This is a genomic window from Bacillota bacterium, assembly GCA_040757085.1.
In the GTDB taxonomy this organism is placed as follows: domain Bacteria; phylum Bacillota; class Sulfobacillia; order JACIYH01; family JACIYH01; genus JACIYH01.
In genome coordinates this window covers 320575-343350 of sequence record JBFLXJ010000023.1, presented here as the reverse complement: position 1 = coordinate 343350, position 22776 = coordinate 320575, and the positions used below count along the sequence as shown (strand labels likewise).

25 protein-coding genes and 1 tRNA gene are annotated in these 22776 nt (G+C 66.9%); 1 reads left to right on the top strand and 25 read right to left on the bottom strand.

The window, feature by feature from the left end:
• Positions 1-27 precede the first annotated feature (27 nt).
• The 18 genes from AB1446_09230 to AB1446_09145 all read right to left on the bottom strand — a co-directional run bounded on the left by AB1446_09230 (position 28) and on the right by AB1446_09145 (position 15941).
• On the bottom strand, positions 28-2571 hold the full coding sequence (locus tag AB1446_09230; GenBank protein ID MEW6547086.1) for a PKD domain-containing protein: 2544 nt from the start codon (positions 2569-2571) through the stop codon (positions 28-30).
• Positions 2571-3290, bottom strand: coding sequence for a hypothetical protein (locus AB1446_09225; GenBank protein MEW6547085.1), 720 nt, complete (start codon positions 3288-3290; stop codon positions 2571-2573). The genes AB1446_09230 and AB1446_09225 overlap by 1 nt, the downstream gene beginning before the upstream one ends.
• Positions 3291-3436: 146 nt before the next feature.
• Positions 3437-3610 (bottom strand): hypothetical protein, encoded by a 174-nt coding sequence (locus tag AB1446_09220; GenBank protein ID MEW6547084.1) that lies wholly within the window; start codon positions 3608-3610, stop codon positions 3437-3439.
• A 70-nt stretch (positions 3611-3680) separates the two neighbouring features.
• Positions 3681-4106, bottom strand: a complete 426-nt coding sequence (locus AB1446_09215; GenBank protein MEW6547083.1) for an NUDIX domain-containing protein — start codon at positions 4104-4106, stop codon at positions 3681-3683.
• On the bottom strand, positions 4106-5275 hold the full coding sequence (locus AB1446_09210; protein MEW6547082.1) for a glycerate kinase: 1170 nt from the start codon (positions 5273-5275) through the stop codon (positions 4106-4108). Before AB1446_09210 ends, AB1446_09215 begins: the two co-directional genes overlap by 1 nt.
• Positions 5276-5383: 108 nt before the next feature.
• Positions 5384-6133 (bottom strand): twin-arginine translocase subunit TatC, encoded by a 750-nt coding sequence (gene tatC, locus AB1446_09205; protein MEW6547081.1) that lies wholly within the window; start codon positions 6131-6133, stop codon positions 5384-5386.
• 61 nt (positions 6134-6194) lie between these two features.
• A complete protein-coding gene (locus tag AB1446_09200; GenBank protein MEW6547080.1) occupies positions 6195-6401 on the bottom strand; it encodes a twin-arginine translocase TatA/TatE family subunit in 207 nt (68 codons plus the stop codon).
• Positions 6402-6433: 32 nt separating this feature from the next.
• Positions 6434-6682, bottom strand: coding sequence for a twin-arginine translocase TatA/TatE family subunit (locus AB1446_09195; GenBank protein MEW6547079.1), 249 nt, complete (start codon positions 6680-6682; stop codon positions 6434-6436).
• Positions 6683-6771: 89 nt separating this feature from the next.
• A tRNA-Sec gene (locus AB1446_09190) sits at positions 6772-6868 on the bottom strand.
• Positions 6869-6915: 47 nt separating this feature from the next.
• Positions 6916-7098, bottom strand: a complete 183-nt coding sequence (locus AB1446_09185; GenBank protein ID MEW6547078.1) for a CcmD family protein — start codon at positions 7096-7098, stop codon at positions 6916-6918.
• Complete coding sequence (ccsA, locus tag AB1446_09180) at positions 7095-7781, bottom strand: cytochrome c biogenesis protein CcsA (GenBank protein ID MEW6547077.1); 687 nt, start codon at positions 7779-7781, stop codon at positions 7095-7097. The genes AB1446_09185 and ccsA overlap by 4 nt, the downstream gene beginning before the upstream one ends.
• 24 nt (positions 7782-7805) lie before the next feature.
• Complete coding sequence (locus tag AB1446_09175) at positions 7806-8525, bottom strand: heme exporter protein CcmB (protein MEW6547076.1); 720 nt, start codon at positions 8523-8525, stop codon at positions 7806-7808.
• Positions 8522-9259, bottom strand: a complete 738-nt coding sequence (gene ccmA / locus AB1446_09170; protein ID MEW6547075.1) for a heme ABC exporter ATP-binding protein CcmA — start codon at positions 9257-9259, stop codon at positions 8522-8524. Before ccmA ends, AB1446_09175 begins: the two co-directional genes overlap by 4 nt.
• The gene (locus AB1446_09165) at positions 9252-11288 is read right to left on the bottom strand and encodes a heme lyase CcmF/NrfE family subunit (protein ID MEW6547074.1); all 2037 of its coding nucleotides are present in this window, start codon (positions 11286-11288) and stop codon (positions 9252-9254) included. Before AB1446_09165 ends, ccmA begins: the two co-directional genes overlap by 8 nt.
• Positions 11288-11800 carry a cytochrome c maturation protein CcmE gene (locus tag AB1446_09160; GenBank protein MEW6547073.1) on the bottom strand — a complete coding sequence of 171 codons (513 nt, stop codon included), beginning with the start codon at positions 11798-11800 and terminating at the stop codon, positions 11288-11290. Before AB1446_09160 ends, AB1446_09165 begins: the two co-directional genes overlap by 1 nt.
• A gap of 48 nt (positions 11801-11848) precedes the next feature.
• Positions 11849-12730, bottom strand: coding sequence for a cytochrome b/b6 domain-containing protein (locus AB1446_09155; GenBank protein ID MEW6547072.1), 882 nt, complete (start codon positions 12728-12730; stop codon positions 11849-11851).
• Entirely contained in the window at positions 12723-13634 is a 912-nt protein-coding gene (locus AB1446_09150; protein MEW6547071.1) for a hypothetical protein, read from the bottom strand. The genes AB1446_09155 and AB1446_09150 overlap by 8 nt, the downstream gene beginning before the upstream one ends.
• A gap of 87 nt (positions 13635-13721) precedes the next feature.
• A complete protein-coding gene (locus AB1446_09145; protein ID MEW6547070.1) occupies positions 13722-15941 on the bottom strand; it encodes an ammonia-forming cytochrome c nitrite reductase subunit c552 in 2220 nt (739 codons plus the stop codon).
• A 212-nt stretch (positions 15942-16153) separates the two neighbouring features.
• Here AB1446_09145 and AB1446_09140 point away from each other — a divergent pair, with 212 nt between their 5' ends.
• A complete protein-coding gene (locus AB1446_09140; GenBank protein ID MEW6547069.1) occupies positions 16154-17053 on the top strand; it encodes a LysR family transcriptional regulator in 900 nt (299 codons plus the stop codon).
• An 84-nt stretch (positions 17054-17137) separates the two neighbouring features.
• On the opposite strand, the gene AB1446_09135 is transcribed toward AB1446_09140, so the two are convergent.
• The 7 genes from AB1446_09135 to AB1446_09105 all read right to left on the bottom strand — a co-directional run bounded on the left by AB1446_09135 (position 17138) and on the right by AB1446_09105 (position 22619).
• On the bottom strand, positions 17138-17605 hold the full coding sequence (locus tag AB1446_09135) for an AsnC family transcriptional regulator (GenBank protein MEW6547068.1): 468 nt from the start codon (positions 17603-17605) through the stop codon (positions 17138-17140).
• Positions 17598-18077, bottom strand: coding sequence for an AsnC family transcriptional regulator (locus tag AB1446_09130; protein MEW6547067.1), 480 nt, complete (start codon positions 18075-18077; stop codon positions 17598-17600). The genes AB1446_09135 and AB1446_09130 overlap by 8 nt, the downstream gene beginning before the upstream one ends.
• Positions 18065-19264, bottom strand: coding sequence for a radical SAM protein (locus AB1446_09125; protein MEW6547066.1), 1200 nt, complete (start codon positions 19262-19264; stop codon positions 18065-18067). Before AB1446_09125 ends, AB1446_09130 begins: the two co-directional genes overlap by 13 nt.
• Positions 19236-20528, bottom strand: coding sequence for a glutamyl-tRNA reductase (hemA, locus tag AB1446_09120; GenBank protein MEW6547065.1), 1293 nt, complete (start codon positions 20526-20528; stop codon positions 19236-19238). Before hemA ends, AB1446_09125 begins: the two co-directional genes overlap by 29 nt.
• Positions 20510-21637: a radical SAM protein gene (locus AB1446_09115; protein MEW6547064.1), complete on the bottom strand. Its 1128-nt coding sequence runs from the start codon at positions 21635-21637 to the stop codon at positions 20510-20512. The genes hemA and AB1446_09115 overlap by 19 nt, the downstream gene beginning before the upstream one ends.
• Positions 21638-21828: 191 nt before the next feature.
• Positions 21829-22290, bottom strand: coding sequence for a YeeE/YedE thiosulfate transporter family protein (locus AB1446_09110; protein ID MEW6547063.1), 462 nt, complete (start codon positions 22288-22290; stop codon positions 21829-21831).
• 83 nt (positions 22291-22373) lie between these two features.
• Positions 22374-22619 (bottom strand): sulfurtransferase TusA family protein, encoded by a 246-nt coding sequence (locus tag AB1446_09105; GenBank protein ID MEW6547062.1) that lies wholly within the window; start codon positions 22617-22619, stop codon positions 22374-22376.
• Positions 22620-22776: the final 157 nt, after the last annotated feature.

Sequence of the window (22776 nt, the reverse complement as noted above, 5' to 3'; positions counted from 1 at the left end):
GAGGCGGCCAGTCTGCTCCCGAGATGGTCAGTCAGTTCCCGAGGTGGTCAGCACCTTGACCTGGGTTTCAAACAGGTAGGTGTTACGCAAAGCATACTCAATCTCAGGGAAACGATAGCGAAGGGTCACGGTCACAGCAACCCGCACGGGGAACAAGCCCGCCCGCTCCCATATCATCACGAATTCCTGGCCGGGATCGATTTCCACTCTCTGTTCCGCGAGGAAAGGGACCTCCTCCACCTGCACGGACACCCGGATGCGCGCCGGACGACCGGACATCCACTCCTTTGGGCTGTGGATGGTGGCTGTCACCCTGGGCTCCCGAACTGTCTCCAGGGTAGCCTTCCAGGGCTGGCCGACCTCCACCTTCTCGCCGGCAGGGTCTTCCCCCGGGGAACCGTCGGCCCCCGGCGGGGTTACGGTTACGTGCCAGGCCTTCTCCCGCAGAATGCGCCCGTCGTTGGCGTACGACCGCGCGCGCACCGTGTATTGGCCGGGGCCGGCAAAGGCGTGGCTGACCGCGGCCGAGGTGTGCATGGGATCATCGTCCACGAAAGAGTAACCGTCACCGAAATCCCATTCCCAGCGGCTGTGGTAGGTACGCTGGTCCTTCTCATGAGTGGTCTGCTTCGTCCGCAAAACTGCCCTGATCACCGGCAGGTCCTGGGGCAGGGAGACCTCAACCCCGGCGCCTTCCGCCGGTGGTGGTTGCTCCCATCCGCCCCCGGCCTCCACGGGAGAAGGGATGAAGGTCGCCCGGCACATGATTTCGCCCGTAGGCGAATCCCGGTAACAGGCGATGAGCCCGCGGGCGGGGGCCAGGGGAAGGCGGCTGCCCAGGAAAGCGGCATACACCTCCTGTCCGAAACGGGGAACAGTGAGGACGGCCCGGTCACCATTCCATTCGAATTCTCGCCTTTCCCACCTGCCGCCCGCCCTCTCGATCCACACCCAGGCGGGGGGCATGCCAGCGCGGGTAGAGGTACGCGGCTCAAGTTCGATGTGCAGATCCCCGCCCCGGTTGAGGTAGCGGCTATCGATCCTGAGGTAGCGGGGATACCAGGGGGAAAGGGACATCTCGCGCCGGCCGGTCCAGGAAACAGCCTTCCCAGGAGGACCGGCCCGCGGGTACAGAACCCGCCGTGGTGCAAACGACAACTCACTCAGCACGAGGTCGTGGACCCGGCGGTTACGGGGCAGGCCTCCGTGACTGGCAGAGATACCCCTGTCCTCCACCAGGAAGAAGCGGTCGTCGGGTCCCAGGGGCAGGAAGCAAGATTCCACCTCAATCCAGAAATCGTTCTCGCCCACCTGCTTCCATCCCAGCCGCCACAGGTTGGGGACCTTGCCAGCCACTACCACATAGCGGGGCGAGTCGGGTCGTGCCGCCTTCTCGTTCCATTGCTTGAGGAACCAGTTGCTCAGCAGGCGCTCGTACCGCGGCCGGCCGTCCGGTCCCGGACCCATCGGCAGGAGGAAGTATTCCTCCACCACCCGCTCCATGCCGGGCGAGAAGGGATCCACGCCCAGTAACGCCGGGGCCTGGTCCAGCAACAGCTTCTGCCCCTGCCGGGTCAACCAGTCCGCCACCTGCCGGCCTGCCCAGCGGGCCGCTTTCAAGCCATAGTGTCGCGCCATCTCCTTCCAGTCGGAGGTGAGGATGGGATCCTCAAGCAACGACGAAACCAGGCCCGCGCCGCGCAGGGCAGCCCGCAGTTCTTCCACCCTACCCACGTTGAGGGCCAGGGCATGACCGTAGGCAGCGGTGACCGAAGTGCCGTCCAGGGGTTCCTGGGCGTCCCGGAATTCCCGCGCGAAGAGCTCCGGCTCCTCGCGGGCAACCCATCCTTCAAAGGGAAGCCGCCCCAGCATGCGGCGCACCCCGCCCAGGGTGTCCCGGGCCGGCACCCCCAGGCGGTACTCCCCCACGTAGCGCCGGTACAGGGGCTGGTACACCGAACCGGCCTTCTCCCACACGTAACTCCACAGGGCCCCGCCAGCACCTGCCGCCTCCCCGTGGCCCCCAGCAGCGCCTGCTTCGGTGACGACCCCGGCCTCCCGCGCCGAGAGGGCAGCCACCACATGCAGCATGTTCATGGCGAAGGACCCGTGATTGGGCGGGGCCAGCATGACCAGGGTACCCAGCCTGCCCGACCCGCCCCGTTCCGCCCAATAGCGGGCGGCCAGCGCCCCCAACCCGTGCGCCACCATGTGCAGCCTTTCCGCCCCGCACGCTGCCAGAACCCGCTCGGCGGCCGGCCCCACCACCAGCCGCGCCAGCCGCTCCGGATCGGGGTCATCATCCCGGGAAAGATCGGCCACCCACACCCGGTACCCCGCCTCCTGAAGCTTGGCCCGTAGTCCCGCCGGTCCGCCCCACACCCCCTCGGGGTCGCTGCCGGGGCCCCCCACCAGCAGCACGGGCTGTCCGGCTGCGGGGGAACCCCAGGCAGGCGGACACGCTTCCGGGACCCCATCGCCCCGGGACGGCGCGGGAACCGCACCCGCCGGAAGGGCAAAGGAAAGGGCAAGGAGCACCCCCACCAGGGTTCGGGCCACACTGCGGCGCATCAGGCACACCTCCCCGCCTCACCGAGTGAGGAAACCTGCCTCGCCGTTGTGGGCGACGAACCCTGCTTGACAGGGCCGAGCGAGGAACCCTGCTTGACCGGCGTGATGCGGGCACGGGCCCAAATGCCGTGATAGGTGATGACCAGCCTGGTCACGGGGCAACCCGTGGCGAGAGCTTCCCCAACGGCGCCTTCCCAGCCGCCAGGGTCAGCGGGAGAGAATACCTGCTCCCCCCGTTCTCCGATGACGCGCAGTTGTGCCCAGCTCTGACCCGGAGCCAGCACGATGTCATGCCCCGCGTAGCGCAACCGCAACCCCTGTCGCGTTCCCAAGCCCAGCACCTGCAGGGGTCCGGCCAGCACCCGCGAGCACTCGTCCACCCCGGGCACCGGGTCGTCCAGAGGGATGCGAGCGGGGAACCCCCTCCTGGCCAGGATGCGGGATGCGACCCTCACCCCCGCGGCATCCACCTCGTGCAGGCACACCAGCCGGTGCCAGGGCCGGAGCGCGCCATGAGGGACGTACAGGCCTCCATCGCCGTCGTACCAGGCCACGGGGGCAACCTCCGTCCCCGACCACCCCACCGGCGGCAACCCGTTCGACTCATCCACCACCACAAAGGCGTAATCCGGCCGGGGCCAGAACCACCACAGCACGGCCCCTCCCACCAGCCCCACAGCCGCCAGCGTGGCCGCCGCCAACCACCGAAACCTCGACATAGCCAAAAGCCCCCCTGATTGGGGAGCTGCCGGCGTCTCGCGTTTCCCATATCGTACCAGGTCTCCCGTGACCTGTCAACACCCTCGCTCACGCCCCCGCAGGGCTGGTGTGACGTTGACAGGCATCATCCGGCTGTGAGGGGGCATCAGACGGGCTGGCGAAAGGTGCCCTGCGGGCTCGTACCCTGTTCCAGGGCAGTGGCCGCCCGCTCCAGCGCCGCAGCAGACCGCTCCAGGGCCCGCGTCGCCCGCTCCGCCAGCAGTACCCAGTAGATGGTCAGCGCAATGGCCGCCACCCCGATTACGACGAACACTCCCAATTCTCTCACCTCCGGTATCCCGGGTGAAATACCCTCCCTGGCGGGCCACGCGCGGCAGGCGCGCTGGCTGCTACGGTTGCAACCGGTTGACGCGGGCGAGGGCCTTTTCCAGGACGGGTCGGGTGTCCTCGTAATCACACCTCTCCACCACCTGCGAGGCCGGCACCCAGCGCACATCCGTGATCTCCTCGAGCTGGGGGCGCACGGTGCCACCCGCCGCTTCCATCAGGAAGTAGTAGACGGTCTTGTACACCAGGTCTCCCCCGGGGTCGCGGTAGAAGTAGTGGATGCGGTCCAGATCACCGGCCGGCCGCACCTGGACACCGGTTTCCTCGGTTACCTCCCGCAGGGCCGCCTCCAGGGGCTTCTCACCCTTCTCGATAAGCCCTTTGGGCAGGGTCCACCGGCCCCAGGCGTCCCGAATGAGGAGGAACTCCGGGTCACGCGCATCCGCCAACCGATATACCACGCCCCCCGCCGAGAATTCCCTCCGCATCAGAAACCCCCTCCTGTGCCCGGTGCACGCAGGCAGTGGGCCAGGGTACTGCCTAGTTGCAGGAGCCGCGCCAGCCGTTCCCCCGCCCTCTCCAGGAGCTCGGCCGCCCGGGCCATGCTCTCTTCCAGGGTCGTGGGCCCCTCCGTGATGCCCAGCGCTACGGCAATGCCCGTTTCCTCAAGCTGTTCCGGGGAGGCGGCGATGGACCCGCACACCGCCACCACGGGGACGCCCGCGCGGCGGGCGGCAGCGGCCACGGCAGCCGGGGCCTTGCCCCGCTGCGTCTGGAAGTCCATGCGTCCTTCTCCCGTGATCACCAGGTCTGCTTTCTCGAGGCGGCGCTGCAGCCCGCTGTACTCCAGCACCAGGTGGGCCCCGGATATCAGGGGGGCACGCAGCGCCGCCGCCAGGGCCGCCCCGGCTCCCCCGGCCGCACCTGCTCCCGGCAGTTCGGCCACGTCGACCCCCCATTCCCGCTTCCACACGGCGGCCAGATGGGCCAGGCCCCGGTCCAGTTCCTCCACCACCTCGGGAGTAGCACCTTTTTGGGGACCGTACACGCGGGCCGCTCCCTGGGGACCCACCAGGGGGTTGTCCACGTCGCAGGCACCCACGAACTCCACGGGCGGCAGATGGACGGGCCGCAGGGCACTCTCCACCAGGGCCAGCCCCCTCCCTCCCCGGGGGACGGCTCGGCCGGAGGCATCCAGGAATCGGAATCCGAGGGCCTCCAGCATCCCCAGACCACCATCCACCGTGGCGCTCCCCCCGAGGGCCACCACCACCCGCTGGCATCCTTCCTCGATGGCAGCCATGATCAACTGCCCGGTCCCGTAGCTGGTGGTTACCAGGGGGTCGCGCCGAGCGGGGGGCACCAGAGGCAATCCTGAGGCGGCAGCAATCTCGACCACCGCCGTCTCGCCGTCGCCCAGCACGGCAAATCGGGCCTCGACGGGTTCACCGAGAGGCCCCATCACCGTCCTCTGCACCATGCGTCCGCCCGTGTTCAGGACCAGGACCTCTGCCGTACCCTCACCCCCATCCGCCACCGGGCAGGGGACGACTGTGGCTCCCGGCAGAGCCCTCTTCAGGCCCTTCCCCAGGGCTTCGGCCACCTGAACCCCGCTCAGGCTTCCCTTAAAGGAATCGGGCGCCACCAGAATGCGCAACCCCGCACCCCTTCCCACGGGCCGCCCGCCGCAGCCACCCGTTCCGACGGGCGGACCCGGCCACCCTTCTCAGCCTGCACCTGTTGCCCCTCCCGAGCCGGCACCGGGCTACCCCTCCTGAGCAGGGCGGACCACCGCGGCCCGATTGGCCGCCACCTTCGCCACCAGTATACTGACTTCGTACAGCAGAAGCAGAGGGCCGGCCATGAGAAGCTGGGAAACCACGTCGGGCGTCGGTGTGAGGGCCGCCGCCACTATGAAGATTACCACGATGACGGGCCTGCGGTTCCTGGCCAGCCAGGAACCTGTCACCAGACCCCAGCGGGCCAGGAAGTAAATGATCACGGGCAATTCGAAGGCGAGCCCGAAGGGGATGAGAAAGGTGACGAGGAACGAAACGTAGTGGCCGATGGAAAGCATGGGCCGAACCTCCGGGCCGGCCACGGTTATCAAGAACCTGGCCGCAAAACGGAAAACGGTGAAATAGGCGAATGCTGCTCCGGCGAAAAACATGAGCAGCGACAGCAGGGCGGTAACGCCCACCATACGCTTTTCCTCCGGCCTCAGGGCCGGCACGATAAAGCCCCATACCTGCCACAGGATGACCGGCAGAGCGATGACGAACCCGGCCGCCACCGCCAGCTTGAGCTGGGTCATGAAGGCTTCTCCCAGGCCGATGAAGATCAAGGGTGCGTCGTATTGACGGAGGGGGAACGTTACCAGGTCATACAGTTCCTGCCGGAAGAAGCCGTAAACAACGGCCGTGGATATCCCCACGGCCACCGTGCACACCACCAGAACGCGGCGCAGTTCTTCCAGGTGCTCCATCAGGGTCATTTCGCTTTTCCTCTGCGCCAACAACCCCACCTCGCACCCTGCTGGAGAAGGATCCCTCCCCGGTCCGACCCGGGCTGGAAACTCACGGTTGCTTGCTCTCGGCCTGATCCCTGGGTTTGCCTTCCTCCCATCTGTCCAGACCCAGCTCGTCCACGATGTCGCGGGAGGCGCGGCGGAACTCGCGCACCATGGTTCCCAGGGCGCGGCCGATCTTGGGCAGTTCCTTGGGTCCCAGAACGACCAGGGCGACCAGCAGGATGATCAATAGCTCGCCACCGTTGATATTCAAGCGGTCACCTCCCGGTCGCCGGATCTCCTGCCCTAACCTTCCTTGCCCCCGTCAGCCCGCCCTGCAGTCCCTGCTTGGCCAGGCCCGGGCCCTTGCTCGTGCCCTGCCGGGCGCTCGGATCCGGCCTGGTCAGGCTCGGGTTTGGCCTGGGAAGCCTGCCGGAATTCACGTATGCTCTGCCCGAGGGCTCGTCCTACTCCGGGAAGCTTCCCCGCACCAAAAACTATGAGGCAGATAAACAGTATGACCAGCAACTCCGGCAACCCGATGTTGAACGGCATCTTTTATCCTCCTCAAAGCGCTACTGTGACTGGCAGCGGTACGCCGGCAGTCTAGCTGAACCGCTGGCGGTGCTCCCTTGAAACCTTACTGGCGGGAGCAGGTGGGAATCGAACCCACCACGGGCACGTCCAGCACCCGACGACGGCTTTGAAGGCCGCGGGAGACACCAGTCCCCATCTGCCCCCGCACTATTTCGTATTTTAGCACCGGCCGCGACCGGCCACAACCTGACTCAATCCTGCCGTGGCGCGGGGCCATCCTGCGGTGCCGGCGAGGCACTCTCCCGCCGCGCCAGGTGGTCGCGGATCCACATCACGTCACGCTCCAGAGCACGCTGGCGGCCGGAGATGTACAGGAAGTAGATGAAGAGCAGCGTCCACACCGCCGTGTACCCCAGGAACAGATACGTGATCACCGCGCATCCCCCCCTTCTTCCCGCCAGGCGCGTTTGCACTCGGCCAGCTCCTGCTCCAGTCGAGCCAGGCGGACGCGCTCACCGACCAGCATTACGTAGAGCAGGGTGAAAGCGAGCACCGCCACCACCATGGCCAGCACCATGGGCGGCTCCAGATCGAGCCCGGCAGCCGACACCACCACGGGATGAACGGAACGCCACCAACGCACCGACATGAACACAACGGGCACGTCGGCAAAGGCGATTATACCGAACACCGCCGCGTAACGGGCCCTGCGCTCCGGTTCCTCCACCAGGTTCCGGACCAGGAGGATGGCCGCGTACATGAGCCACAGGATAAACGCGCTGGTGAGGCGGGGTTCCCACTCCCACCAAGTACCCCACGCGAAGCGGGCCCAGATGGACCCCGTTATCACGGCCATGGTGATGAACAGCAGCCCCACTTCGGTGGACGCCAGGGCCAGCCGGTCCCATCTCGCCTGCCCGGTGCGCAGGTAGGCGATACTGGCCACGCACACCACGGTGAAGGCCAGGAGGCCCGTCCACGCCGAAGCCACGTGGAAGTAAAAGAGTCGTTGGGTGTCACCCAGTTTGGCGTCCGGCGGGGCATAGAGGAAAGCCAGGAACAGGGCCGCCAGGATGCCCACGAACGTCACCCAGGCCAGCAAACCCCGCGTACTCAAAAGCTCACCTCCCACCAGGGGGCATCAGGGTTCCATCAGGTACTCGAACAGCACCAGGGGCAGGGCCACGAACAGGGCATCGTAGGCCAGGAGTAGCCCCAGCCATCTCTTCCACCCCAGGGGGTCACCGACCCCCAGCAGGGAAGCGGTGGTCTCCACAGCCCCGATTACCGCCGGGATGAGTACCGGGAACACCAGCACGGGCAGCAGCATCTCCGCCGCCCGGGTGTGGGCGGCCAAAGCAGAAAGCAGGGTGCCTATGCTGGCGAAGCCCACCGTCCCCAGGAGCATGGTAGCACAAAAGGGCAGCACGGGGGCGGTAAAGGGGACCCCGAGCAGGCCGAAAAACAGGGGCAGCGAGATCAGTTCTACCACGCCCAGGAACACCAGGTTGGCCAGGGCCTTCCCCACGAAGATAAAGGAGCGGTCGGCCGGCACCAGCAGCAGGCCCGCCAGGGTTTCCTGGGCTCGCTCGCTGGAGAAGGAACGTCCCAGGCCCAGCAGTCCTACGAAGTAAAAAGAAATCCAGAGCAAGCCGGGGAATACGGGAGTCAGATCGGTTCCGGTGGCACGCAGGCCGAATCCGAAGACGGTCACCACCACCAGGGCGAAAACCACCATGGGGGTGAGGGTCTCCCGCGTGCGAACCTCCGCCCGCAGTTCCTTCCACACCAGGGCAGCAACCTGCTGCCACCACCCCGCCGGCCTGCTCGATTCCGGTGACACCGAGCGCGGCCGGTTCAAGCCCGGTGACCCCCCGGGCGGCAGGCTTCCTCCAGGCGGCTTGCCCCCACGCTGCGGGAAGGCGCTAGCAGCACCACCCGCCCCCGCTGCAGCACCAGCACCCGGTCGCTGCCCGAAAGGGCCCGCCCCAGATCGTGGGTGGTCATGACCACCGACCTGCTCTGCTCTCTCCAGCGGCCGATCACCTCGTCGAGGAGGCCGGCCGCCTCCGGATCCAGCCCGGTGTACGGCTCGTCCAGCAAGAGCAGCAGTGGATCGTGAAGCAGCGCACGCGCCAGCGCCAGCCGCTGTTGCATCCCCCGCGAATAATGACGCACGGGTTCGTGGGCGAAAAGGTCCAGACCCACGGCCCCCAGCATCTCCTTTACCCTCGTTTCCGGATCGGAAACACCGAAGGCCCGCGCACAGAACCAGAGGTTTTCCCATCCCGTGAGCTGGGGATAGAGGAAGGTGTGATGGCCAAGGAAGCCGATGGAGCGACGCAGGTCAGGACCGCTCCGGCGCACGTCCCGCCCCCGAACCAGCACCTCACCCCGGGTGGGGCGAAGGAGGGTGCCCAGGACCCGGAGCAGGGTGCTTTTCCCCGCCCCGTTGGGCCCCAGGACGGCCAGCACCTCCCCCGCACGCAGCTCGAAGCTCACCCCCCGCAGGACCTCGTGGCCGCCCAGTCGCTGTACCAGGTCCCGCACCACCACCGCCGCGCCACGGCTCACCGCGGCACCGCGGTCAGGCATGGCGGCCCCCACCCCGCCCGCCAGGGCCCACCCTCCCCGACGGCGCCCGGCTGCGCACCTCTGCAGGCCGCGGGGTTGGACCAGGCAACCGGCGAGGCCAGGCCAGCACCAGCGTCCCCCCCACCAGGAGGTACCCGCCCACCCAGATCCAGGCGACCAGGGGTTCCCTTATCACCCGGAAAGAAGCGGTGCCGTCGTGCTGCCAAACCTCCAGGACGGTGTACAGATCTTCGCTTAGCCCGCCCCGCACCGCCACCTCCGAAAACGCCGACTCGTAGCTGGGGTAATACTGCTTCTCCGGGCGAAGCACGGTGACGCGGCCGTCCCGGGTCACCTCAAGGTGGGCATAGACGCTCACCCGGTGGGGCAGGTGGGCAGCGTCCAGCCCCCGGTAGGTAATCGTGTACCCCACCGCCTCAGTGGATTGCCCGGGCTGCAAGGTGAAGGTGGCTTCCTGGCGGAATGCCGACCCGGAAAACCCCACCACCATGCAGGCAACCGCCAGGTGCACGAGCAGGGCTCCGTAGCGACGGGGGTTACGCTCCACCAGCCCGGCCAGGGCACCCAGCCAGCCTTCTTGCGTGGAGGAGCGTCGGGCCCGCACATCCCGCAGTAGCTGGGCGAAGCCTGTGAACGCCACCAGGAAAGCGGCGAAGAACCCGGCCAGCGCCCCGACCGACAGGCGCTGGGGTCCCTGCCAGCGGGTAAGCGCCCCGGCTGCCAGGGCAGCCAGGACGGCCGGCACCGCCAGGCCCCGCGCCACGCCGGACAGCCGGCTGCGGCTCCATCCCAGGACCTGGCAGATACCCAGCAGCACGACCGTCAGGGCCCCAAACGGCACCGCCGCCCGCACGTAAAACGCGGGCCCCACCGATATCTGCTTCCCCCCCGCAGCAACGGAAAGCAGGGGGAACACCGTACCCCAGAATACCACCAGGGCAAAAGCAGCAAACAAGAATTCGGCCACGATAACGGCAGTTTCCCGGGAAAGCAGCGATTCCAGGGGACGCGTTTCCTCAACCAGGGACCACCCGCGGACCAGGAGATATGCTGAACCGAGTAATACCAGAACCATGAAGACCAGGAAGTAGGCACCCAGGCCGCTGGGTGCGAAAGCATGCACGGAAGAGAGCACCCCGCTGCGGGTGAGGAAGGTCCCCAGGATGGTCAGGAAAAAGGTCATCACGACCAGGATGACGTTCCATCCCGCCATGGTGCCCCGCTTCTCCTGCACCAGAGCCGAGTGCAAGAAGGCGGTCGCGGTGAGCCAGGGCAGGAGCGAGGCGTTTTCCACCGGGTCCCAGGCCCAGTAGCCGCCCCACCCCAGTTCCACGTAGGCCCATTGCATACCCAGGATGATCCCCACGGAAAGGAACAGCCAGGACCACAGCGTGAAAGACCGGGTGAGGTGCAGCCATCCCGGCTGCGACCCGGCCGAATCCCCGGCGTGCAGCGCAGCCAGGGCAAAGGCAAAGGGCACGGTGAAGCCCACGTATCCCAGGTACAGGGTGACCGGGTGCAGCAGCATACCCACGTTTTGCAGCATGGGGTTCAGGCCCATCCCATCCGCGGGCACAGGGGAAACTACCCGGAACGGGCTGGTCACAAAGCCCACCAGGAACAGGAAGAACGCCTCCACGCCCAGCATCAGGGCCAGGGCGCGGGCAGAAAGGGCGGGGGAACGGCCCCAGGTGACGCGGGCCACATACGCAGCGTACCAGGAAAGCACCAGCGCCCACAGGAGCAACGAACCCTCTTGACCGGCCCAGAAGGCAGAAACCCGGTACAGCAGGGGAAGATTGCGGCTGGTATGGTTAACCACGTAAGCGATGCGGAAATCCGACACGATCAGGAAGTACACGAGCATGCCCGAAGCCAGGGTGCACAGCACCGCACCCGCCACTGCGGCCGCCCGACCCTGTTCGAGCCAGGATTTCCTTTCCTGGCGGACACCCAGGACCAGCATGCCCCCGCCGTAGAGACAGGCGAGGAAACCGGCCAACACCACGACGTCCGCTAGCTGTACCATCAGACGGCGGTACCTGCCCTTCTCCCCCGGCCCGCCCGCCCGGTCAGACGGCGACTGGCCACCACCGCCAGGCCGACCGCCAGCGCTACGGCGGCACCCCCCACATAGAGGACATTCTGCCCTGCAGGCCGGGTGGATGCGGGGGCCTGCTCGTACTTGCTGGGGCACTTCATGATCAGGCGGTTCGCCACCACCCTCCCCTGGCCGTCCCCGGTGCCTTCCACCACCACCTGCTGACCAGGGCCGAAATTATCCGGCGGCACCCCCCGGTAAACGACGGCTACGGCAGCGGTGCCATCAGTTACCTGAAACTGCAGGAGCTTGGCCGTGGCATCCCAGGCCACATCCGGACCCACCTTTCCTGCCAGGCGGAAAGCCCGTCCCGACAGCACCCGCTCCTGCGCTTCAGAAGGGGTCAGGTAATAGAGGGCAGCCCCCTGCCATCCCGAATAGGCCAGATACACCGCCGCCAGCAGTACCAGCAAGCCCGCCCACAACAGCCGCCCCCGCATGTCACAACTACCTCCGCCCGACTGCTCTGCCTGCCTGCCGCCTCACCGCTAGCGGGGCAGGAGGGGAACCAGACTCACGAACACCCATGCCACCAGTCCCGTGTACACCACCAGCTCCAGGCCGATCAACACCCGGTTGTGAGCCCAGCGGCTGTGCGGCACCCTGTCCAGATCGTCCACCGCACACCCCGCCATGCTCTCGTACAGGAGGGCATGGTCCTCAAGCAGTTGAGACAATTTCAGTTTACCATTGTACCATACCGTGCTGGAAGGGAAGACGCTGGGAGAGAAATGCACGGCAAAGGAGTGGCCGATGAGGACGGCCAGGAAAGCCAGCAGGGCCTCGTTGCTGTGGGCCACCCGGAGTGCACCGATCACCCAGCGAGGCACGTACGCCGCGGCCCATTCGGGGAAGGCCAGGGTGAGGCCGGATACGCCCATCACCGTGGTTCCCCATACAACCGCCCAGTACTCGAACTTCTCCCACCAGGTGAACTTACCGAAGCGGGGGGGGTCGGGACGGAACCCGGCCAGGTAACTCAGGTGATGGGCAAAGTCCACAAAGTCGCGCAGATGGGGGATCACCGCGAAGTCGAGCCGCCTGCGGGCAAGACCCCACAGGCACATCACCAGGTGGTACACCACCACGAAGGCCAGCAACCCCGCCGCCAGCAGGTGCACCCTCAGCATGGTTTCGAAACTCCCGAACAGGCGCACCACGGCAGGAGCCCAGGCGGTGTGAGCGTATTTGATGGGAAACCCGGTGAGCATCAGGACGCCCAGGCTCAAGGCCAGCATCGCGTGTTGCAGCCGGGCGTGGATGTCGAACCTCATGGTGGGGTCAGACCGCCCCGACTTTCCTGCCGGCACCGGCGTCACAGGCCGTCTTGGCGGCGCGGAGGGCGCAGAGCGCTCCACCGTATCAGGCATGGCCGTCACCTCCCTCGGGGCCGCTGCGGCTGCGGACCCGCAGGCGGCGGGTGAGGTCGAGGATGGCCAGGGAACCATCCTTGGCCGTGTTGAGGAGGATCACAGCCAGGAAGAACTTCCACACCACCCACAGGGGGAACCCGTTCTCCCGGTCCTGCGGCGTCACGTGCTCTTTGCCCCGCAGGAGGTTGGCCATGGCGGCGGGGCTGCCCCGGTGGCAGCTACCGCACATCAGGGTGGCCTCCTCCACATTCCCGTTAACCGGGGAGAGGTGCCCGTGGCAATCGGTGCACAGCGGTGCTTGCCGGGACCCCAGCCGATATGCCGATCCGTGGAAACTGTAGTAATAGCTGGTCTCCTCTTTCTCATGGCAGGAGGCGCAGAATCCCACCGCATTGGCGCGGCTGATGGGCGAAGCGGGATCGCCCCGGGGCATCACTTCGTGGATGGGACCGTGGCATTTCTCGCAGGTGAGGGGATCGGGATGGCAGGACACTTTCCCCTCACCGAAGTCGTACCCCTCGTGACAGCTCACACACGCCTGCAGGGTGAGCAAACGCAGTTCCTCTCCCAGGGCCACCCGCCCGTGGTCGAATCCCTGGAACTGGGGATGACAGGAAGTGCAGGACTCCTTCCCGTGGGGCGATGAAGCATACTTTTGCGGGTCGACGTAGAGATCTACTTCCTTGTCCCCGTCAAAGGTGGTCAGCCCCTGCTGCCCGTGACACCCGAGACACAGCTCGTTGCCGGCCTGTGCCAGGGCGGCCCCCGTGCAAACCGTGAGCACCGCGCCCGCCGCGGCAAGGGTCGCCACCGCCAATCCCACGAGTCCGGCGACCAGGACCGCCTGCGGCACCGAGGCCCGCGCAGCGCGGGGACGGGAGGGAAGCTTGCGCAATGTCATCATGGCCACCTCCGAGGAACCGGGGGGCACCCGGGCCGGCAGCCGGCCCGGAGTCTCCTCCCCCGGCTCGACCCTGGATCACCACTGCTATCTGGTCAATGCCTCCTCCAGCCACTGCCTGGCCACGCGCAGCATCTCCGTGATGTAGGCGGGATTATGGATGCCGCCCGAGGCGTCGGCTTGGGCGAAGGAGATGTTGGTGAACGCCTTGTCACGGAGTTCCTGGGCCGCCCGCACGTCAAGCCCCACGGCCTGGCGCTCCTTGATGCGGGCATCCACCCTGGCCAGCAAGCCCTTCAGCTCTTCGATCTGCCTGGAGAACTCCTGGTGGAGCGCCGCGATCTTCTCCGCGTTCATGGTCTTGTGGCAGGCGTCACAGGAGTCAAGTTCCACCGGCTTGCCCTTCTGGGTTACGGTCAGCTTGGGTGTACCCGCCCGGAACAGGTGGTTGCCCGCCACCATGTGGCAGTCCACGCAGGTGGCCGTCTTGGCCGCCGGCATGGAAGGCACCCCGATAGCACCTGTACCGAGCCACATCTCCTTCTGCGGGTGGTGTACGTCCTTGCCCGCCGGGAAGGCGTCTCCCTTCAACTCGCCCGTATGACACTCTGTGCAGGTTTCCTGGGCGTCCTTGCGCAACTGGGCCTCGTGGTCCCGCTTGTGGGGATCGTGGCACACCACGCAGGTGATGCCCACCCGGTCCTCCTTGAGGCTCCCGTCGCGGAACTCCGCCAAAGCCGGTACCGGCTGCCCCTTCTCCCCGGCGATGCGCACGGTCGCCGAATGGCACTCCATGCAGCTGTCCTTGTAGAAGGGTTTATCTACCATCTGGGCGAACACCGAGTAGTGCCCGGTCTGCTTGAGCTGGCCCACCTGCCGGTCGCCGCCGTGGCAGGACTCACAGGCGTCCACGTCAAGTGAGACCTTGATGTAAGCGGTATTGCCGCCGGTGGCCACGTGCTTGGACCCGGGCCCGTGGCACGACTCGCAACTTATGCCCAGCGACACGAAGGTGTTGAGCTGCTTGTCGTAGCCGGTGGTGTGGCACCCCGTGCACGCCCCCAGCCAGGGTGAAACCGCGCGCGGGTGCCATTCCTTCTTTTCGATGTTCCACTCAGCGGGCAGGTACTTGTAATCCGCTCCCACGAAGTAATTTTTCGTCATGCCACCGACCACGAACCTGACGTCGGAGAGTTTGATCCCCGCCCGGGGATCATCGAAGTTCGCGTTGGTAACGCCTGGCCCCGGTTCCTGCACCATGCGGCTGTGCATGGTGGTACGCCAGTCGGAAACCGCCTGGCTGTGGCAGGTGGCGCACTGCTCCGGACCTACCACGTAGCTGGCAATCCCCGCCAGGGGATCCTGCATCTGCTTTTTGGCTTCCCGCACCTTCGCCAGCAGCGTGGCGGCGTCGGCCCGGGTGAGGGTTCGTGACGGCTCGAACCTGCCCTCGCCGGGGAAGAGTCCCCGCCTGATGGCCACTGCCACGTAGTTCGCGGCATCCGGCGGGACGCTGGCGCCGTCGGCCAGCTTGCCCAGGATGGCAGCCCGCTCCACTTCGGGCAGCGCCTGGGCTTCAGCTTCCAGGCCGAGCGCCTTCACCGCCACCCGGGCGGCTTCCACCCGGGTCACCCCGTCACTGGCGCCAAAGGTGCCCTGGCCAGAAGGAGACATCAGGCCGGCCCGCACCACCGTCTCCACGGTCCGCCAGAACCAGGCTTCCTTGGGAGCATCCTCGAAGGCGGGCAGGTAGGGCGCCACCTCCGGGAGGGCGAAGATGCGCTCCAGCATGGTGGCGAACTCGGCCCGCGTCACCTTAGCGTCGGGTGCAAACAGCCTGCCCGGCCGCCCCTTGATGATGCCCGCCTCGGCCAGGGTTTCAATGGCCTCCCGTGCCGGGTGGCGAGCAATATCGCGGAAGAGAGCCGGCTTGGCGCTACCGCCCGCCGGTGTCCCCGACGATCCCCCGCCCGAAGTACCCGAACCGGTGGACGCCGCGGGCTTGCTGGCGGGGTCACCCGGGAAAGTCAGGGCCTTGATCTCGACCAGGTTGCTGAACCCGTCCCGGTCGGAGTCCTTCCCTTCCACCTTGCGGTAGTCCATGCCCGCCGCCGCCAGGTCAGCCCCGTACCGGTTGAGCTTCAGGTCGGTCGTGTGGCAGGTGACGCAGCCGGCCAGCTCGGATCCCTTGAGGTTGGGGTACGTCGCCACCATGGAGCTGACGTACGACGCCTTGGAGAAGGCCGTAGCCGCACCGAGCAGGGCCAGCAGGGCCAGCACGGTCAGAAGAGCGATGGCTTTCCGCATTTCCTCCGTTTCCCCCCTTTCTCAGTTCAAGTTTGTGACAGCCTTAACAAAAAGTTCACGGCAAACATTCCCCCTCCTGCGCTCCCGGTCATCACACTTTCCCACGGGGCATAAGACGAGGCTATGGGAGCAGGAGACATAGGGACAGTAATAGAACTTATAACCTTACGAAAAAGTGTAAAAGCCAACCCGACCGGCGGGGAGGCATCGCCGTGAACATATGGCAGCTCGAGGTGTTCTGCACGGTGGCCAGGCTCAAGAGTTTTTCCCGGGCCGCTCGCCTCCTGCACCTCACCCAGCCGGGCGTAAGCGCCCAGATCCTCTCCCTGGAAAAACACTTCGGGACCCGTCTCTTCCGCCGCCACGCCCAGGGGGTGGACCTGACCCCCGCAGGCGACGTGGCATTCGAGTACGCCCGCCGCATCCTGGAACTGGTGCAGGGGATGGAAAAGGCGGTGAGCGCCACCGACGACACCGGTCGGTTGACCATCGCCGCCACCGAGAGCATCGGCAATTACGCACTGCCCTGCACAGTGTGGGCCTTCAAGGAAAAGAACCCCACGTGCGACATCAGGCTGGAAATCGCCTCTGCCGCCGACGTGGTGGCCGGGGTGCAAAACGGCAAGTTCGACGTGGGCATCCTGGAACGGTACGACGAAGGCATCCTGCAGGAGCCCGACCTGGTGGCGCGATCCATCACCGCCGACGAACTCGTGGCGGTGGTGGCTCCCAACGGCCGGTGGTCCTCCGCGGAGGAACTGGGACCTCAGGACCTGCTGCAGATGCCCCTTCTCCTGCGGGAGCCGGGGTCAGGGGTAAGGGAAGCAGTAGAACAATGCCTGGCCCGGGCGGGCATCGATCCCGCCCAGCTCCGCGTGGTGGCGACCATGGGATCAAATGAAGCCATCAAATCGGCAATCTCTGCCGGGCGAGGAGTGTCCATCCTCTCCCGCCTGGCCGTGCAGAGGGAGCTGCGCACGGGAAGCCTGAAAGCCCTGCGCGTCCGGGGACTGGGTCCCATGAAATTCCTGATCGTCCACCGCCGCGACCCCCTTCTGTCGGGATTGGCCCGGCGCTTCATTCGGTTCCTGACCCCGGCCGACCTCTGCTAGGACGCGCCCCGTTGCCGTCACCGGCCGGACACATGGCGGCGGGGCCACCGGTGAGGCAGGCCCGCACGCTCCTGGATCCAGCAGCTACTGGATGTAGCAGGCACTCGTCTTCTTATACTCCTTTGTGCTGGTGAGGATCAGGTACTCCGCTATGCCGGTAGCGGCAGAGATAGCCTGCGCCACCTCCACGCAGGCCTCGTCGTCGCCGCCATGCACCATGGTGTAAACGTTGTACGGGAAATCGGGTAGTTGCGCCCGCTCATAGCAATGCGTTACCTGCGGAAACGTGGCAGCCAGCCGCCCGAAGCGCTCTACCTGCTCGGGGGGGACCTTCCACACCACCATGGCGTTCCCCCGGAACCCGGCTGCCTGGTGGTAGAGCACCGCCGCCACCCGGCGGAGCCACCCCCTTTCCCAGTAGGAACGCACTCGCCTGAGTACTTCTTCCTCCGAAGCCCCCACCCGGGAGGCGATAACCGCAAAGGGATGTGGATCCAGGGGGATGTTTCCCTGTAACTCCCTGACGATGGCCCGGTCCAGGTCGTCAAGCATAACCGGCGGCCTCCTCGTTCAGCACACCCATGGGAAAGTGGGCTCTGATCTTGAACACCCGCCCGGCCGGCACCAGGTGGACCTCCCGGACCCCGGTGCGGGATCGGATCTCATCCAGCAGGGCACGAGCATCTTCTTCCCGAGGGGTGACCAGGGTAAACCATAGGTTATAGCGCCCGTCCCGGGCGTAGTTGTGGGTCACCTCCGGGTACTCGCTCACCACCACCGCCACGCGATCCAGGTCCTCGGGAGGTACCACCATCGCCACCAGGGCGCTGTAGAACCCCAGCGCGCGGGTACTGAACACGCCCCCCAGGCGCCGGATAATGCCCTCCTGCTTGAGCCTGGCGATGCGCTGGAGACACTCGTCCTCGGAAACGCCCACCTCGTCCGCCACCGCCACGTACGGGCGCGCGCACAGCGGCAGGCCCCTCTGCAGTACGTCCAGCAGTCTGCGGTCTATGCCGTCCACTGCTCCTCCCTCCCTGACCAGGCGACCTCTTCTTCGTTCAGGTAACAGGCCGGGTCGTCGCCCCACATGTCCCCGGCGGCTTCGGCCCGGGCCCGGAAGTTCCCGTTACAGACGTCCAGCCAGCTACACCTCCGGCACCTGCCCCGGAGCAGGGTCTTCCGTTGCCGCAATCCTCTCAGCACAGGATGCTCGCCGCGCGACCATATCTCGGAAAACGGCTGCCGGCGCACGTTTCCCACCGGGTAATGGCGGCTGAACTGGTCGGGGTAGACGTTACCTTCGTGATCGATGGCGGCGATGGCGATGCCCGAGCGGTTGCCCCCGTTGAGGCGCAGGAGTTCTAGCACCCGCGGGGCCAGCTGGGGACGGTTGCGCAGGGCCCAGAGGTAGAGATAGGGTCCGTCGGCGTGGTTGTCCACGGTGAGGATCTCCACCGCGCGCCCCTGCTGGTTCAGTTCCAGGGTGCGCTCCACGATGAACTCCACCGCCCGGCGCCTCTCGACCGGGGAGAGATCCTGCTCCACCAGCTCCGCTCCCCTTCCCGAGTAAACCAGGTGGTAGAAGCAGGCCCGCGGGATACCCTCCCGCCCGATCAGGTCGAAAATGGCACCGAGCTGGTCCACGTTACTCCGGGTCATGGTGAAGCGCAGCCCCACCCGCTGCCCCACCGCCAGGCAGTTACGTATCCCGTCCAGCGCCATGCGAAATGCCCCCGGCACCCCGCGCATGCGGTCATTGGCCTCCCCGATGCCGTCCAGGCTCACACCAACGTAGCCGACCCCCATCTCCCGCAATTCGGCGGCCCGCTCCCGGGTGATAAGGGTTCCGTTGGTGGAAAGTACCGCCCTGATGCCCAGCTCCACCGCTCGCCGGATGAGGCGGGGCAGGTCGGGCCGCAGCAAAGGCTCTCCCCCGGAAAAGAGGATCACCGGGACCCGGAATTGGGCCAGGTCGGAAATGAGGGCCAGGGCCTCGTCGGTATCCAGCACAGTCGTGCCCGAGGCGCCGGGGCCCGCGTCGTAATAGCAGTGGGAGCAGCGCAGGTTGCAGGCTGGCGTCACGTTCCATACCACCACCGGCCCCGCACCTTCCCGGGTGCCCGCCACCTGAGAACCGGCCGAGGGCACGTAACGCAATCCGTCCCCGTACGCCGGCGTATCACAGAGCAGCCTGCTTACGCTTATCATCCCGACCCCGCCCCTCCCATACCTGCGCCACGACTTGGACGGCGCGGTCACCTTCGGGCTGGAGAGCCAACCCCTTGATACCGGCAATGGGGCCATCCAGGACCCGGTTCACCAGCCGGTGGGTCATCAGCTCCAGCACCCGGCGTTCCCTCTCTCCCAGCCCGGGCAGTTCCCGCATGGCCCGGTCCAGTTCCTCGGCGCGGACGCGCTCCGCCCTTTCCCGCACCCGCCTGATTACCGGCACCACCCTTTGCTGCCTGAGCCAGGCGGCGAACCGCCCGGCCTCTTCGGCGCAGATGGCTTCCCCGCGATCCACATGCTCACGACCGACCCCGCCCCCGTGCTGATCGAGGGCATCGATGTCGTAGAGCCGGACACCTTCCAGGTCACCCACCGCGGGATCCACGTCCCGGGGTACCGCCAGGTCAAATATCAGCAGGGGACGCGAGCGGCCCGCCACCGCGGGCGCCACCAGGTCCCGTTCGATCACCGTCCCCGGCGCTGCCGTGCAACTGATAACCAGGTCAACCCGGGCGAGGGCCTCCGTGAGGCTGGCCGGCTTCAGGGGAAGCAGGGTACAGCCGGCGAGGGCCTCCCCGGTTCGAGCCGGATCGCGCGTGCACACCAGCACTTCCCCGGCACCCTCCAGTTTGAGCTGGGAGAGGGCAAGCCGTCCCATCTTCCCCGCCCCCACCACCAGCACCCGCCGCCCTGCCAGCGTTCCCAGGTGCCGTGCCGCCACCTGCACCGCCAGCGCGCTCACCGAAGCGGTCCGCCTGCTCACGGCCGTCTCACCATGCACCCGGCGGGCAGTGCGGACGGCGTGTTCGAACAGGACGTTGAGCACCTTCCCCGCCGTGCACGCCTCGCGGGCCGTCTGCAGCGCCTGTTTCACCTGGCCCAACACCTGGGTCTCCCCGGTGACCATGGCGTCCAGGCCTCCCGCCACCCGGAACAGGTGCCGGGCTGCCTCGACACCCTCATGACGGTAAATCACTCCCAGGACTCCCGACCCTGCCCTGCGCGCCCACTCACCTTCCAGCTCCTGGGACTCCGAGGCATCCACCAGGTAGGCTTCCACCCGGTTGCAGGTGCACAGGAGAACGCACTCGGAAGCCCCCGTCAGCCTTCGCAGATTGGTGAGGTACTCGGGAATCTCCGGCCCCGGCACGGCCAGCCGTTCCCGCACCTCCACGGGCGCACTCCGGTAACTAACACCCAACATCAGCAGGCGGTACACCTGCCTCACCTCTCCGATCCCCATGCCGTGGCCTCAGCCCCCGGGCCTGCGTCCGCCGCTCCGGCAGGCGGGCGGCGAACCGGTGCGCGGGGCTGATAAGTGCAGTAAGGTTCCTCCGCCAGGTAGTCCCCGGTAGTGCCAAGGGCGCGCGCGCGGCAACCGCGGCACACACGGCGGAATTCGCAACGCCCGCACTTGCCGCGCAGGAGGTCGGGGTTCCTCAACTCCTGGAACAGGGGTGCATCCCGGTAAATTTCGGAGAAGGGCCGTTCCCGGACGTCCCCCACCTCCCGGGGGAAATAACCGCACGGGTACACCTTTCCCGTGCGGGAGATAAAAGCAAAGCCGTCCCCGGCCATGCATCCCTGGGGACGCCTCCCCTGCCCGTTACGCTGCAGCCAGAGCCGGGCGTACATGGGGCCGCACGTCACCTTAATGCGCATGTGACCGCTGTGCCCGGGCCCGGGCGGCATCCCGCCGGCCCGATGGCCGGACATCGACTGGTCGAGCAGCCATCCCAGCACTTCTTCGTACTGCTCGGGGGCGATCTCATCTTCGGCGCATGCCCGGCCAGTGGGTACCAGCAGGAACACGTCCCAGGTCAGCGCACCCACCTCGCGGGCCAACCCCAACAGGCGGGGCAGTTCGGCCACGTTGTGCCGGGTTACGGTGGTGTTGACCTGAAACGGCAACCCCACTTCCCGGGCCAGCCGCATCCCCGCCATAGCCGCATCAAATGCCCCCGGCACGCCCCGGAATGCGTCGTGGGAGACAGCGTCAGGACCGTCGATGCTCACCGAGATGGCCACGATGCCGGCCTCCCGGATGGTCTTTATCGTTTCCGGCGTGAGAGTGGTACCGTTGGTGGACATCACCACCCGCAGGCCCAGGGCAGTACCGTAGCGCGCCAGATCGAGGACGTCGGCCCGCAGGAGCGGCTCTCCCCCCGTTATGATGAATGTGGGCCGGCAGAAAGAGGCCACGTCCTCCAGGAGCCGGCGCGCTTCCTCGGTGGTGAGTTCAGCCGGATCGCAGCCGGGAACTGCCTCGGCCCGGCAATGCCGGCACACCAAATTGCAAGCCCGGGTGGCCTCCCAGGCTATCACGCTGGGACCCATCTCATCCCCCCGCATGTCCAAATACATATTACCACCCAGTGAACCCAGCAGTCATTGACCGCAGTCAACGGGCAACCTTGCGATGGCTCTTGTGATGGCTCTAACAAGACATTTTTCAGAAACCCCGACGCTATTCCTCCAGCCCGAGGGTATCACATTTTGACAACCCGCATAGCCCCGGCTTATACGGCCCGCATATCCCGCCCTCATGCACGCGGCGATTCCGCAGCCAGGGCCAGCTTGATCCCCAGCAGGGCACCGGCCACCATAAAAGCGCCTTCCACCCAGCCCTGCAGGGAAGAAGAGGCGATCCCCCCGATCACCCCTCCCACGTTACATCCGGGAGCCAGCCTGGCCCCCACTCCCATGAGGAGCCCTCCGGCGGCGGCCAGGACCGCTGGTTGCCAGCGCCTCGGCAGCCGCAGCCGCCACTCCCCTCCCCGTACCGCCCCCAGAGCGGCGCCGCACACTATCCCGGCCACCAGCAGGGCACCGGCCAGGACCAGTTCCGCGGTCCCTCCCCGGGGGGTCAGCCGCGGAAACGCAACGGGAATCCCGATCAGGTGAGAGGTGATCCCAACGGTGCGCCCCGACCACAAAGTAAAGAGCGCCTCCACCACCGCGAAGGCCACCGCTCCGCCCAGGTACGGCCAACCGGAGTCACGCACGGCCTGTCCCCTCGCACGCGGGGAACCGCTTCGACATGCCCGAGGCCTCACGAACGGAAGGCTCCATACCCACGGCGAACCTCCTACACCCCGCGGGGCTCCTTGCGCAGGGTGATTTCCCAGGCACCTCCCCGCACCTCGTGCACGGTGAACGGGATCCCCTCCCGCTCCGCCCACTCCATCACGTTGCGCACGGAGCGGGCGTAGCCGAGCCGCGCCACCACCGCGTCCCCCGCCCCTGCCGCCCGCAGGGCCTCCTGAATGCGCAACAGGGGCACCGGGCACACCTCGTCCACCAGATCCAAATACTGAATGCCCACCGCGATCACCGTTCCCTGCCAACTCGCAGCCGCTAATGGCCCGACGCGCCAGTCGACCCAGGGCCCACCCGCGCAGCCGGGGCCGATGTGCCCGCCGACAGACGGCGGCGAGGACCGGCGAGAACGCCCACCGCCACCCAGAGGCCGGCCAGCGCTCCCAGGCCCA